Origin of the sequence: Dawidia soli, from assembly GCF_018598185.1 — a bacterium.
Classification (GTDB): Bacteria; Bacteroidota; Bacteroidia; order Cytophagales; family Cyclobacteriaceae; genus Ohtaekwangia; species Ohtaekwangia soli.
In genome coordinates this window covers 1-13,479 of the sequence record NZ_JAHESC010000084.1, presented here as the reverse complement: position 1 = coordinate 13,479, position 13,479 = coordinate 1, and the positions used below count along the sequence as shown (strand labels likewise).

Here is a 13,479-nt window from a genome sequence, read left to right as displayed (position 1 = left end):
GTCTTGTCCTGCCCTTATTTTCTGCGGGGGGACCGCAGAGGCAGGCCAAGACCAGGTGTTGGTGCGCCCCGTGATAAACACCCCCCCGCCCCCCCCCCGTGGGGCGGCCGCCCGGGCTACCCCCCCCGGTACACCCCCCCCCGCGGGGGGGCCTGCATGGGGGGTCACACCGGGGCCCCCCCCCACGACCAGGTCTACGACTACCTCAAGGCGCGGTTCCCACACCACCCTGTCGGCATTTCGCACAACTGCGCTGTCTTCGCGGCCGAGAATATATTGGGCTGGTTCCCCGCCCGCCTCAGCGACTGGTGGTTTATGGACTACGTGCCCCAGCATTTCGAAAAGGTCGATTTCTTTGGCATGAGCTACTACGGCCGCATTTCACACGACCCGTTGCCGATCACCTACCTGAACCACCCGCACAAGATCAAAGAGCTGGGCCGTAAGCACGACGACATCTGGGAGTATTATCCCGAAGGGCTTCGCACCTGCCTGGACCGGTACTGGAACAAGTATAAAAAGCCGATCATCATTACTGAAAACGGCGTCTGTGATGAAAGCGATTTCCTGCGGCTGCAAGCCATCCAGGACTATGCCGCCATTATCCACCAGGCCATCGGCGACGGCATCGACGTCCAGGGTTACTACCACTGGAGTACCTGGGACAATGTGGAATGGCACCTGGGGCCCTCCATGCGCTTTGGCTTGTATCAATGCGACCCCAGGACCCGCAACCGCTTCATGAAACCCAGTGGCGCCCTCTACGCCTCGCTGGCGCACTCCAAGAAAATTACCGTACACAAGCACGCAGAAATGGCGTTTTAACATTTATAATAAGTACCTTCCGGCTACCGACCTGAACCTTGAGAACCTATGTACCGAAATCTACTCCTGTTGCCCATCATCCTGTGTCTGTTTGTCTCGTCTGCCTGGGGACAGGCCAAAACGCAAACCAAAACCAAAGCACAGGGCAAAAAGGAGTTCCTTTATGTCGGCACCTTCAGCGTGCGCGGCAGCGCCGGTGTGTATGTCTATGCTTTCAACCGCGCCAAGCGCACCCTTACCCCGGTACAAACCGTACCGACGCCCGAAAGTCCTTCGTTTGTGGGCATCCATCCCACCGGTAAATTCTTATATACCGTCAACCGCGGCAAGGCAAAAGACAGCGACCTCGAAGGCTCCGTCAGCGCGTTTGCCATCGACACGAAGACCGGCCGCCTGAGCGACCTCAACAACCGCTCGTCTTTTGGCGCCGATCCCTGTCATATCAGCTTTGACAAAACCGGGCAGTATGCCTTTGTTTCCAACTATGGCGAGGGCAACCTGGTGGTCCTGCCGCTGTTTGAAGACGGCCTGCTGGGCAATCCCTCCGACTCGAAAAAGTATATCGCCAGCAGCGTCAACCCCGCCCGGCAGCAAAGCTCGCACATACACTCGGCGCTGATCTCGCCCGACAACCGTATACTCTACGCCGCCGACCTGGGCGCCGACAAAGTATATAGCTATAACTTCAACCTGAGCACCGGCAAACTCGAGCCCTCGCAGCAAAAAGAAGCCGCCGTCCTTCCCGGCACCGGCCCACGCCACTTCACCTTCCACCCCAGCGGCAATTTTTTATACCTGGCGGAAGAGCTTACCTCTACGGTTGGCGTCTTTAAGGTCGATAAGAAGAGCGGCGCGCTGACCGTACTGCAAGACTCGGTGCTGTCGCTGCCGGCGAGCTTCACCGGCAAGAACACCAGCGCCGATATACACATCACCCCCAACGGCAAGTTCCTGTATATGTCCAACCGCGGCTTGAACAGCATCAGCATCTTTACCGTGGCCGCTACCGGCAAGATCAAGCTGATCGGCCAGCAAGCTACGGGTGGCCAGACACCGCGCAACTTCATGATCGATGCACGGGGCGAATACCTCTTTGCCGCCAACCAGGACACCGACACGATCGTGCTATTCCGTATGAACGCAAAAACGGGTCTGCTCACACAAGTGGGCAAACCCGTCAAAGTACCGTCACCGGTATGTTTAAAGATGCTGGCGCAATAGCGCGCTCGTTGCGTTAGTCTTTCAGGATCCGCATTTCCACCCGACGGTTCGCCGCGCGCGCCTCGGGTGTCATTTCATTGCGAAGGGGCTGGCTGCCGCCGAATGCCTTGGTGAGGATCCGCTTCTTGGCGATGTCTTTTTCCACCAGGTATTTCTTTACCGCGTCCACACGATCCTGCGACAGCTCCAGGTTGGCCTTCGGGCTGCCGGTGTTATCGGTGTGCCCCTCCAGCTGGATCTCCATGCTACCATTTTCTTTCATCATCTGCGCCAGCTCATCGAGCTCGCCGTACGACTTGGGGTCGATGGTCGCCTTGCCCTGGGCAAAGATCAAATGGCTCAGCACCACGGTCTGACCTTTGGGCGTCAATGAAATGTCGCGCAAAATGCGTTTGCCGCCGTCGGCATCTTTCGGATCGACAATGACCGTCTTCGGATTATATCCTTCCGCACCCGCCGTGATCTGATACTTGGCCGTGCCAAAAATGGGGAATGAAAACGTGCTGTCGTTGAAACGGCCGAAGATACTTCCGGTAGGAATGCTGCTGTACCGGATGCTGGCCTTTACGCCTTTGCCCGTACGCGAATCCGTTACCTTGCCTTGCGCCAACATTTCATCGGTCTGAGCAAAGGCCGGCAGAAACAAGGTCAGCAAAACAAGTGTCATTCCAATAATTCTCATGGGGGTTGCTTTTGGGTTTATATTAGACATGCAAACTTACACGTTCTGTTTGCAAAGTCCTTGCCAGGTCCGGGTGTATACCGGCCCAGGCGATGCTTTATCGGGCTAAAAAGCAAACGCCGGAAACCACTGTGTTCATACAGGGTTTCCGGCGTCTTTTATCCATCGGTGGACGGCCATGCGGCCGCGTTTACCATTCTACTGTCTGCCCGGCACCGAGGATGGTATCATCGTTACCGTCGTCGTCTACCGCTTTTTGCGCGCCGTTTTCCTGGTCGCTACTTTCGCTTTTTTGGTCGGCTGCTTGGCTTGCCTGGCTTTGGTTTGGCTCCTGGAAGAGATTTGGGCTTTGGCTTTGCTGCTGCTTTTCCGGTTGACCGAAGAGGTTTGGCTGGCTTTTTTGCTGCTGGCTTTGGCTGCTTTGCTGGGGCTTTGCCGGCTGGCCGAAGAGGCTTGCCTGCTCCCCCCTTTCGCTGCTCCACGGACTTTGGTTTTGACTTGCGTTTTGGCTTTGACTTCGACTTTGGCTCGGGCGCTGGGGCGGTGGGCCTGGTTGCTCTTTTTTTTTTGGCGACTGATCCGCGTCAGTCACCTCATTGCTTTCGGTGTCGCTGTCGCTTTCTTCCGGTGCTGCTTCTTCTTCCTCTATCAGGGCCACTTTCGTGACACGAAACTCTGAAAGACGCCCGCCCTGAGCTTTCCAGCCCTTTACTTCGACAAGACCTTCCAGCTTCACTTTCTTGGTCACCTTGCCTTTGTCCTTGCTCTTGATGAACTCCAGCTCGATCACCGGCTCTTCCGACGAGGTCACCGCGATCAGGCGCGAACCGTTCTCCGGCACAAACGAGAACTCCTTGTCGAGTGTGCTCGTTTCGATCAGGAAACGCTTCACCATGTGCAGCTTGGTGTCGCCGTCTACATATACCGCGGTGATCACCTGCTTGGGATTGAACTTTTCCACCCGCAGCGTCTTCTCCGGCTCATACCGGTTGGTGAGATCGTAGCCCGTAATTTTATAGGTACCCGTGCGCGAGAAGGCAATGAGCTGATCTTCCGGCTCGAACTTGCCCAGGTATTTTCCGCGACGGTCTTTGTTCAGACGACCCGCTTCCGTGTCGTACCACAGCATCAGCTTGCTGAGCGTAGACGAACCCGCTTTCAGGAAGTCCACCTTACGCACCGGATACGGTGTGATGATGTTACCCTTCGAGCTGCGGTTCTTTACTTCCAGCTCGGTGAAATCGTATTCAAATACTTTCTTGCGCGCCGTGCTCGACTGCGAAAGCTTTACTTCTACTGTTTCCGCCTCTCCGTTAGGATTGGCGCTGATATACAAGATCTTGGAATTGGCGTTGCCTTGTGTCAGATCGTACTCTTTATCGCGGGTCACGCCCGGGATCGTAAAGCGCTTCGCGAAGCTCTTGCCCCCGCGACCGTCGGCGTAGATCACGTTGTATACCATGCGGTCATCGCCTTTCTTGAAGATGCCCACATACAAAATGTCTTTGCCCATGAACACCTTCTCCTGGATCCGCGACACCTTGGCTTTTCCGTCCTTGCGGATCACGATCACGTCGTCCAGCTCCGAACAATCTGTGATATACTCGTCCTTCTTCAGGCTGTAGCCCACAAAGCCGTCGGCACGGTTCACATACAACTTCTGGTTGTTGGCGATAACTTCCACCGCCGTAACCGATTGGAAGCTTTTGATCTCCGTGCGGCGCTCGCGGCCCTTGCCGTACTTTTCCAACAGGCGCTGGAAGTAGGCAATGGCGTAGTCGGTCAGGTTCTTGAGGTTGTGCTCGGTTTCTTTCAGTTCTTTTTCCAGGCCGCGCAGCATCTCGTCGGCCTTGAACGAGTCGTAACGCGAAATGCGTTTAATGCGGATCTCCGTCAGCTTGACAATGTCGTCTGTGGTGATCTCGCGATAGAATTTCTTCTTGTGAGGCTTCAGGCCTTTGTCGATCGTCGACAGTACCTCTTCCCAGCTTTCCGCCTCTTCAATGTTGCGGTAGATGCGGTTTTCAATAAAGATCTTTTCCAGTGACGAGAAGAGGATCTTCTCCATCAGCTCGGCCTTGCGGATCTCCAGCTCCTGGCGCAACAGCTCCAGCGTCTGCTGGGTGTTGTATTTCAGGATCTCGTTGACGCCCATGAAGTGGGGCTTGTCCTCGATGATCACGCAGGCATTGGGCGAGATCGAGATCTCGCAGTCCGTAAAGGCATACAACGCCTCGAGTGCTACTTCCGGCGACTGCGTCGGCTGCAGGTGCAGCTGGATCTCGACGTTGGCGGCCGTGTTGTCGATCACTTGCTTGATCTTGATCTGGCCCTTCTCACTCGCCTTGACGATGGATTCCATCAGCGACGTGGTGGTGGTACCAAACGGTATATCGCGGATCACCAGCGATTTTTTATCCAGGATCTCGATGCGTGCGCGCACTTTGATCTTGCCGCCGCGCAAGCCCTGGTTGTATTCATTAAAGTCGGCAATGCCCCCCGTCGGGAAGTCGGGGAAGATCTTGGGGTTGCGGCCTTTCAGCACATCGATGGAAGCCTTGATCAGCTCCACAAAGTTGTGCGGCAGGATCTTGGTCGAAAGACCCACGGCAATACCCTCCACCCCTTGTGCCAGCAGTAACGGGAACTTCACCGGCAGGGTCACGGGCTCTTTCTTACGGCCGTCGTATGACAGCTGCCACTCCGTGGTCTGCGGGTTGTAGACCACGTCCAGCGCAAACTTGGACAGACGTGCTTCAATATAACGCGGCGCCGCGGCGCTGTCGCCGGTGCGTACATCCCCCCAGTTACCCTGCGTTTCGATGAGCAGGTCTTTCTGGCCAATGTTCACGATGGCCTCCCCGATCGACGCGTCACCGTGGGGGTGAAACTGCATCGTATTACCGATCACGTTCGCCACTTTGTTAAAGCGGCCGTCGTCCATCTCTTTCAGGGAATGCATGATCCGGCGCTGCACGGGCTTAAAGCCGTCTTCGATCCGCGGTACAGCGCGCTCCAGAATAACATACGAGGCGTAATCCAAAAACCAGCTTTCATACAGGCCGTCAATGGCGATCGAGTGCACGACGTCGTCGCCCCCTCCCTCACCGTTGCCCGGCGTATGCGGCACCAGTTTTGATTTGTCGTCCTCCGGATGTTGTTTTTTACTCATATAGGTCGTCGTCTTACGATTAGGGTATTAGATCTCTTCCGCTACCTCTTCTTCCGATACTACTTCTTTGTCTTTCGGCTCTACTTTGTCCAGCTCGATGCGCAGGTTCTCGATAATGAACTCCTGGCGGGTCATCGTGTTCTTGCCCATGTAGAACTCCAGGATCTTCTGCAGGTGGCTGTCTTTGTGCAGCAGCACGGGCTGCAGCCGGATGTTGTCACCGATAAATCCGCCGAACTCGTCCGGCGAGATCTCACCCAACCCCTTGAAGCGGGTAATCTCTGGTTTCGATCCCAGCTTATTGATGGCCGCCACGCGCTCTTCGTCGCTGTAGCAGTAGATCGTTTCTTTCTTATTCCGTACGCGGAACAGCGGCGTCTCCAGCACAAACACGTGGCCGGCCTTCACCAGGTCGGGAAAGAACTGCAGGAAGAAGGTCATCAACAGCAGGCGGATGTGCATCCCGTCTACGTCGGCATCCGTCGCGATAATCACCCGGCTGTAGCGCAGGCCGTCCAGACCATCTTCAATGTTCAGCGCGTGCTGCAGCAGGTTGAACTCTTCGTTCTCGTACACCACCTTTTTTGTCAGGCCGAATGAGTTGAGCGGTTTACCGCGCAAGCTGAATACCGCCTGTGTTTCTACGTCACGCGATTTGGTGATCGACCCGCTGGCCGAGTCACCTTCGGTGATGAAGATCATGCTCTCGGTGTTACGCGGGTTCTTATCGCCCAGGTGGAAACGGCTGTCGCGCAGCTTCCGGTTGTGCAGGTTCGCTTTCTTGGCCCGCTCGTTCGCCAGCTTCTTAATACCGGCAATGTCTTTGCGCTCGCGCTCGGACTGCAGAATGCGCTTCTGCAAGGCGTCGGCTACCGGCGCGTTCTTATGCAGGAAAATCTCCAGCTCCTTGGCCACAAAGTCACCGACAAAGCTTTTAACCGTTGCCCCGTCCGGCGCCATGTTGGTGGAACCGAGCTTGGTTTTCGTCTGCGACTCGAACACCGGTTCCTGCACCCGCACCGCGATGGCGCCGATGATAGAGGCCCGGATGTCGGACGCGTCAAAGTCTTTCTTAAAGAAGTCGCGCACCCCGCGGATCACCCCTTCGCGGAACGCCGCCAGGTGGGTCCCCCCCTGCGTCGTGTTCTGGCCGTTGACGAACGAATAGTACTCTTCGCCGTACTGGTTGCCGTGGGTCAGTGCTACCTCGATGTCGTTGCCCTTGAAGTGGATGATGGGATAACGCAGATCGTCCGCATCGGACTTCTGCTTGAGCAGGTCGAGCAGTCCGTCCTTGGAAAAGAATTTCTGCCCGTTATAGTTAATGGTGAGGCCCGCGTTCAGGAACGCATAGTTCCACATCAGGTCATCCAGGTACTCCGGAATGAAGTGATAGTTTTTGAACATGGCGTTGTCCGGCTCGAACTCCACATATGTGCCGTTCTTCTCGTCCGTCTTGAGCATCTTGCCGTCGGTCACCAACACCCCTTTTTTAAACTCGGCGTATTTGGTCTGCCCGTCGCGAAAGGCCTGTACTTTAAAGTAGTTTGACAACGCGTTTACCGCCTTGGTACCCACGCCGTTCAATCCCACCGATTTCTGGAACGCGCCGGAATCGTACTTGGCACCGGTGTTGATCTTGGACACTACGTCTACCACCTTTCCCAGGGGGATGCCCCGTCCGTAGTCACGCACCGTCACCCGCGATTCGGTGATGGTCACGTCGATGGTCTTGCCGTGCCCCATCATGTGTTCATCGATCGAGTTGTCTACAACCTCCTTTACCAACACGTAAATGCCGTCGTCCTTGGCCGAGCCGTCGCCCAGCTTGCCAATGTACATACCCGGTCGTAATCGTATGTGCTCGCGCCAGTCCAGCGACTTGATACTGGACTCGTCATACGATAAACCAGAAGAATCTTTCTCCGTCTTGCTCATATACCCAAAAGGATTATGTTGTAAGGAAACAGATTAAAAAATCAATCGAACCCCTACAGTTCAAAAAATCATGTAATAATTATCGGCGGACAATAAAGTGAATTTCATCTTTACTTCAAGGGCCACACTTAATTCTTCAATTACATCATTAAACAAACTGAAAGGAGTCAAATAATTGATTAATAACCCGTTAAAACACTTTAACTAAACTGATCATTTTGGTCGTGAAAGACCAAAAATCCTGATTACAGGCCAACTCAGGGCCCACAGCACCACTAAGCCCACACTGCCATAAATAACAAACCCGATACGGCTATAATCAAATCGTTCCTGGCTGTTAAACAGGCTTACCAGGCTTAAGGCTATAATAAAGAATATATTCAACGTAATGACCAGGCCGTGGAACCACGCCCGGAGGGCCTCCTGTTGGGGGTACAACCGGCTGATGAGATACACCAGCACGTTGCAAACAGCCACCAGCACCAGCATGACATAGAACAGTATCTCGCGATCCAGCAGCACCTGGCCCCCTTCGGCCTCCTGTACCGCCACGACTTCGGGCAGGCTGGCGTAGACATACAACAAATCCGCCAGGACCAACACCGCCGACAAGAACCAAACCGCACGAAACACCTTCAGAACCATAATCCAAAAATTAGGCTGCAAAAGTAAGAGTTTTGCCCAGAATCCAACGGTTTAAAGAAGAGAATGAAACAGGAGAAATGTCAGGAAAGAGTAAAAAGTATTACTTTACTTAAAAGATATAAAAATTTGATTATCAATTTATAATATTATTTTAATTAAAGCATAAATAGCATCATCAAACACCGCTTTTCCCGTCGTCTCATCCTCTATTCAGGCCCTGAACGTGCCCTCAGGCACAAGACTTTTGCCCAGCCCGGCGCTTGTTACGCGGGGGACATCCCCGTGAACTGGGGACGTGCCCCTTGTTCGATCCTGGGATGGGGCTGTATTCCAATAGGGTTTTCATAGTCCTATTAGACTATTACAATTCTATTTCAATGCTATATCAATTCTATGTCAATGCTATTATATATCCGGAAAAAGCCTGCCTGATGGAGATAAATTTCAGGGATGACATCGCCGGGCACTATTTTTTCATGCTTCGCCCACCGATATCCGGCCGTAAAAATTACAAGCCCCGTTAGGAACACCCTGCAAACTTGTAATACATTTGCCCGGTTTATTTTAAACGCCCCGGTAAAATCCCTATGTCACAACTCCTCGACGACGTAAAGTCAAAAGCCCAGGCCTGGCTCGACAGCCCGGCCATTGATCAGGAAACCAAAGCCGAAGTAAAAGCACTTCTGGCAAAACCAGACGCTAAAGAGCTCATCGACAACTTTTACAAAGACCTGGAGTTCGGCACGGGTGGATTGCGGGGCGTGATGGGTGCGGGGTCCAACTGCATGAACAAATACACCGTGGGCGTCGCGACACAAGGGTTGGCCAACTATCTGAACAAGACCTTTCCGGGCAAAGCCACCAAAGTGGCCATTGCCTACGACAGCCGCAACAACAGCGAGTTCTTTGCCGACGTAACGGCCGGGGTATTCTCCGCCAACGGCATCCAGGTATACATGTTCGAAAGCCTCCGCCCTACGCCGCTTCTGTCGTTTGCCATGCGCTACCTGCAGTGCGACTCGGGCGTGGTGATCACGGCCTCACACAACCCCAAAGAGTACAACGGCTACAAAGCCTACTGGACGGGCGGCGCCCAGGTGGTGCCCCCGCACGATAAGAACATCATCAAAGAAGTGGAGGCCATCACCTCCTTCGAGCAGGTAAAGTTCAAGCCGGTCCTGAGTAACATTCATACCATCGGTGAGGAGGTTGAAAAGGCTTACTTCGAGGAAGTTAAGAAGATCATTCCGAACCATGACGTCATCGCCAAACACAAGGATATCCCCCTGGTGTATTCCAGCCTGCATGGTGCCGGCATCACCATGGTACCCGCGACACTGAAAGAGATCGGCTTCACCAACCTGCACGTGGTGGCCGAGCAAGAAGAGCCGGATGGCGACTTCCCGACGGTTAAATCACCGAACCCCGAAGAGCAATCGGCTATGGAAATGGTCATTCAAAAGGGCAAGGCTGTGGGTGCTACCATGGTCATGGCCACCGACCCCGACACCGACCGGGTGGGCATCGGCGTACGTAAAGCTGACGGTGAGTTTATCTTACTGAATGGCAACCAGGCGTTTAGCCTGATGATGTACTTCATTCTGAAGAACCTCAAGGAGACCCGGAACACCTACATCGCCAAGACCATCGTAACCTCCGAACTGGTCGATGCCATGGCCGCCAAACTGGGTGTGGAATGTTATAACACCCTGACCGGCTTCAAGTACATCGCCGAGCTGATGGGCAAACTGGAAGGCAAAAAGACCTTCGTCGCCGCCGGGGAGGAAAGCTACGGCTACATGGCCGGAGACTTTGTACGCGACAAAGACGCCGTTTCTGCCTGCGCCTTCTTCGCCGCCATGGCAGCCAGCGCCACCGACCAGGGCAAGTCCCTGTACGATTGGCTGATCGACATGTACGTAGAGTTTGGTTTTTACAAGGAGGCCCTGCTCAACGTGACCAAAAAAGGCCAGCAAGGCGAGCAGGAGATCAAAGCCATGATGGAAAAATTCCGCAGCAACCCGCCCGCCGAAATCACCGGCAGCCGCGTGGTTCGCCTGCTGGACTATAAGATCCTGAAAGAGAAAGACCTGTTGACGGGCAAAGAAACAACACTTGATTTTCCGCAATCGGATGTACTGCAGTTCTATCTGGAAAACGGCACGAAGGTATCGGTACGTCCCTCCGGCACCGAACCCAAGATCAAGTTCTACATGGCGGTGAACGCGCCGCTGACATCCACCGCTGAATTCCCGGCTGTTAACAAAGCGCTGGATGAACGTATCGCCGCGATCGAGGCATACCTGAAGGCAGTGTGAGTGTGAAGTGGGGCTTGCCGTTATAACGCGCAAAACCTTTATCTTTGTGGTCTGATCATGAAAAAAGTCGCATTTTATACGCTTGGATGCAAGCTCAACTATTCGGAGACCTCTACGATCTCGCGTATGTTCGAGCAAAAGGGCTATAAAAAGGTCGACTTTACCGATACCCCGGACATCTTCATCATCAATACCTGCTCGGTAACCGAGAATGCCGACAAGAAATGCCACAAGATCGTGCGCGAAGCCCGTGGCATTTCGCCAGATGCCTATGTGGCCATTATCGGGTGTTACGCCCAGCTCAAGCCGAAGGAGATCTCAGAAATTCCCGGTGTGGATGCGGTGTTGGGCGCGGCGGAGAAATTCCGCCTGGTGGAGCTGCTGGATGGCTTTGTACGCCCGCCGCAGGCTACGGTGTATGCTTCTGACATCGCCCGGGCCGACACGTTCAACACGTCATATTCCCTGCACGATCGCACGCGCACCTTCCTGAAAGTGCAGGACGGCTGCGACTACTCGTGCACTTTCTGCACCATACCCCTCGCCCGCGGCAACAGCCGTAGCGACAGCATCGAAAACATTCTCAGGACCGCCCGCGAGATCGCCGCTACCGACGTCCGCGAAGTAGTGCTGACCGGCGTCAACACCGGCGACTTTGGTTTACAGGAAGGCAAACGCGTAGAACGTTTCATTGACCTGGCCCGTGCCCTCGACCAGGTCGAAGGCATCGATCGTTTCCGGATCTCGTCCATCGAGCCCAACCTCCTCACCGACGAGATCATAGCGTTCGTGGCGGCATCGCAGCGCTTTGTACCGCATTTTCATATCCCGCTGCAATCGGGCTCCAACAAGATCCTGCGCCTCATGCGCCGCCGCTACCAACGCGAACTCTACGTGGAGCGCGTTGCCAGGATCCGGGAGCTGATGCCGCAGGCCTGTATCGGCGTCGATGTGATCGTGGGCTTTCCCGGCGAAACCCAGGAAGACTTCCTGGAAACCTATCGTTTCCTGAACGACCTGGACATCTCCTACCTGCACGTCTTTACGTATTCGGAGCGCGAAAACACCCCCGCCGCCGAAATGCCCGACCCGGTACCCGGCAGCCAACGCGCCGACCGCTCCAGGATGCTGCACATCCTTTCCGACAAAAAGCGCCGCAAATTCTACGAGGACAACATCGGTCGTGAGGCGACGGTACTCTTTGAGCACGATGTCGAAAACGGTATGATGCATGGCTTCACTGAAAACTACGTTCGCGTAGTGGCCAAATACGACCCTGTGTTGGTGAACGAGCTCCGCCGCGTCAACCTGTGCCGCATCAACGACCAAAGCCTGTTAATGGAGGTCCAAGATGCCATCGAAGAAACCCTCGCACACTAAGCAACCACCTCGCCTTCCCTTCTGCTCCGTTTGAAAATCCAGACAAATGACGTAACTTAGTGCGTCAAATGACGTATTAAGGAGTATGATCACATTTCTGGAACATTTAGGAGAGGCAGGTTTAGGGAAGGTTGATTCCAGGCAGGAGCTATGGCATGCCATCCGCGAAAAGCCCCTCAAAAAAAGACATGTTATCTTCATTAGCGACAAGCTGGGCGTACAGCAAAAGGATGCTGCCGATCTGATCGGCATGTCGGTACGGACCTTTCAGCGGTTGGAAAAAACGGCCGATCTCACGCCGGCGGCGTCAGAAAATGTTGTTAAGCTGGCTGAGCTTTACGAGGTGGGGTTGCGTGCCTTTGATGACAACACCGAGTCGTTTGTAAACTGGTTGACCTCCCCCATTCCGGCGTTAAACAATGAACGGCCCATGACACTGCTCTCTTCCAATTTAGGGATAGACCTTGTGAAAGATGAGCTCTTACGCATCGAATTCGGTATTTATTGATGCTGCTCTACCGGATTCAAAAAGCTAAATATGCGACCGACATCAGCGGCTTCGGTTCTACCCTGGTGTCAGGGCGGTGGCATAAAGCCGGAACGAGCCCGATAGTTTATACATCCGGGAATATTTCGCTTGCCATCCTGGAGAGTGTCGTACACCTTCCTCCGTCCGTCAAGCCTCCGGACCTGCTCTTATTAACACTGGAAATTCCGGACACCGCCGTGGTAACGATCCCTCCGGGCGATCTTCCGGAGAACTGGAATAAAAAAGGCTACTACGACAACGTTCAGCACTGGGGCACAGCCTGGCTGCAAAGCGCAACCTCCCTCGCGATCAGGGTCCCTTCGGTCATATCTCCCGACTACAACATCCTGATCAACCCCTCGCACCCGGATTTTAACGTTGTGACGATCGCCGAAAGCGCGCCCATAACATTTGATGAGCGGCTGATCTAGGGCCTGTCGTCACTGGCCCACAACCACCCCGTCTTTTAACTCGATCCGCCGGTCGGCCATCTTTGACAGCTCTTCATTATGGGTAACGATAATAAAGGTCTGGTTCATTTGCTCGCGTAGCTGGAAGAACAGCTTGTGCAGCTCCAGCGCATTTTTGGAGTCCAGGTTTCCGCTTGGCTCGTCGGCCAGGATGATATCGGGTGCGTTGATGAGCGCACGGGCTACCGCGGTGCGCTGCTGCTCGCCGCCGGAAAGCTCGGAGGGCTTGTGGTGTACGCGGTCGCCTACTCCCAACATGGTCAATAGCGCCGTGGCGCGGGTTTTGATGACCGTCTCGG

General features: G+C 54.5%; 11 protein-coding genes. 6 read left to right on the top strand and 5 right to left on the bottom strand.

What is annotated here, in order from left to right; translation table 11 throughout:
* Window positions 1-156 precede the first annotated feature (156 nt).
* Window positions 157-825 (top strand): family 1 glycosylhydrolase, encoded by a 669-nt coding sequence (locus KK078_RS29595; protein ID WP_254094510.1) that lies wholly within the window; start codon window positions 157-159, stop codon window positions 823-825.
* Window positions 826-873: 48 nt separating this feature from the next.
* On the top strand, window positions 874-2,046 hold the full coding sequence (locus tag KK078_RS29590) for a lactonase family protein (protein ID WP_254094508.1): 1,173 nt from the start codon (window positions 874-876) through the stop codon (window positions 2,044-2,046).
* A 13-nt stretch (window positions 2,047-2,059) separates the two neighbouring features.
* On the opposite strand, the gene KK078_RS29585 is transcribed toward KK078_RS29590, so the two are convergent.
* From KK078_RS29585 to KK078_RS29570, 4 genes are all read right to left on the bottom strand, one after another.
* Entirely contained in the window at window positions 2,060-2,728 is a 669-nt protein-coding gene (locus KK078_RS29585; protein ID WP_254094506.1) for an OmpA family protein, read from the bottom strand.
* A gap of 190 nt (window positions 2,729-2,918) precedes the next feature.
* Window positions 2,919-5,900, bottom strand: a complete 2,982-nt coding sequence (locus KK078_RS29580; protein ID WP_254094504.1) for a DNA gyrase/topoisomerase IV subunit A — start codon at window positions 5,898-5,900, stop codon at window positions 2,919-2,921.
* A gap of 27 nt (window positions 5,901-5,927) precedes the next feature.
* Window positions 5,928-7,838 carry a DNA topoisomerase IV subunit B gene (locus KK078_RS29575; RefSeq protein ID WP_254094502.1) on the bottom strand — a complete coding sequence of 637 codons (1,911 nt, stop codon included), beginning with the start codon at window positions 7,836-7,838 and terminating at the stop codon, window positions 5,928-5,930.
* A 213-nt stretch (window positions 7,839-8,051) separates the two neighbouring features.
* Window positions 8,052-8,483 carry a hypothetical protein gene (locus KK078_RS29570; protein WP_254094500.1) on the bottom strand — a complete coding sequence of 144 codons (432 nt, stop codon included), beginning with the start codon at window positions 8,481-8,483 and terminating at the stop codon, window positions 8,052-8,054.
* A 587-nt stretch (window positions 8,484-9,070) separates the two neighbouring features.
* On the opposite strand from KK078_RS29570, the gene KK078_RS29565 reads away from it, so the two are divergent.
* From KK078_RS29565 to KK078_RS29550, 4 genes are all read left to right on the top strand, one after another.
* Window positions 9,071-10,801, top strand: coding sequence for a phospho-sugar mutase (locus tag KK078_RS29565; RefSeq protein WP_254094498.1), 1,731 nt, complete (start codon window positions 9,071-9,073; stop codon window positions 10,799-10,801).
* Window positions 10,802-10,858: 57 nt separating this feature from the next.
* Window positions 10,859-12,181 carry a tRNA (N(6)-L-threonylcarbamoyladenosine(37)-C(2))-methylthiotransferase MtaB gene (gene mtaB, locus KK078_RS29560; RefSeq protein WP_254094496.1) on the top strand — a complete coding sequence of 441 codons (1,323 nt, stop codon included), beginning with the start codon at window positions 10,859-10,861 and terminating at the stop codon, window positions 12,179-12,181.
* Between the two features lie 85 nt (window positions 12,182-12,266).
* Entirely contained in the window at window positions 12,267-12,689 is a 423-nt protein-coding gene (gene parS, locus KK078_RS29555; protein WP_254094494.1) for a type II RES/Xre toxin-antitoxin system antitoxin, read from the top strand.
* Entirely contained in the window at window positions 12,689-13,141 is a 453-nt protein-coding gene (locus tag KK078_RS29550) for an RES family NAD+ phosphorylase (protein ID WP_254094492.1), read from the top strand. Before parS ends, KK078_RS29550 begins: the two co-directional genes overlap by 1 nt.
* Before the next feature lie 9 nt (window positions 13,142-13,150).
* Here the strand turns inward: KK078_RS29550 and KK078_RS29545 are convergent.
* On the bottom strand, window positions 13,151-13,479 hold a 329-nt coding region (locus tag KK078_RS29545), incomplete at its 5' end, for an ABC transporter ATP-binding protein (RefSeq protein WP_254094490.1).

Bases quoted from the DNA above. Each gene is read 5' to 3' on its own strand.
- KK078_RS29595 (WP_254094510.1), top strand. From the start codon at position 157: ATGGGGGGTCACACCGGGGCCCCCCCCCACGACCAGGTCTACGACTAC.
- KK078_RS29590 (WP_254094508.1), top strand. From the start codon at position 874: ATGTACCGAAATCTACTCCTGTTGCCCATCATCCTGTGTCTGTTTGTC.
- KK078_RS29550 (WP_254094492.1), top strand. From the start codon at position 12,689: ATGCTGCTCTACCGGATTCAAAAAGCTAAATATGCGACCGACATCAGC.
- KK078_RS29575 (WP_254094502.1), bottom strand. From the start codon at position 7,838: ATGAGCAAGACGGAGAAAGATTCTTCTGGTTTATCGTATGACGAGTCC.
- KK078_RS29585 (WP_254094506.1), bottom strand. From the start codon at position 2,728: ATGAGAATTATTGGAATGACACTTGTTTTGCTGACCTTGTTTCTGCCG.
- KK078_RS29570 (WP_254094500.1), bottom strand. From the start codon at position 8,483: ATGGTTCTGAAGGTGTTTCGTGCGGTTTGGTTCTTGTCGGCGGTGTTG.
- KK078_RS29580 (WP_254094504.1), bottom strand. From the start codon at position 5,900: ATGAGTAAAAAACAACATCCGGAGGACGACAAATCAAAACTGGTGCCG.
- parS (WP_254094494.1), top strand. From the start codon at position 12,267: ATGATCACATTTCTGGAACATTTAGGAGAGGCAGGTTTAGGGAAGGTT.
- KK078_RS29565 (WP_254094498.1), top strand. From the start codon at position 9,071: ATGTCACAACTCCTCGACGACGTAAAGTCAAAAGCCCAGGCCTGGCTC.
- mtaB (WP_254094496.1), top strand. From the start codon at position 10,859: ATGAAAAAAGTCGCATTTTATACGCTTGGATGCAAGCTCAACTATTCG.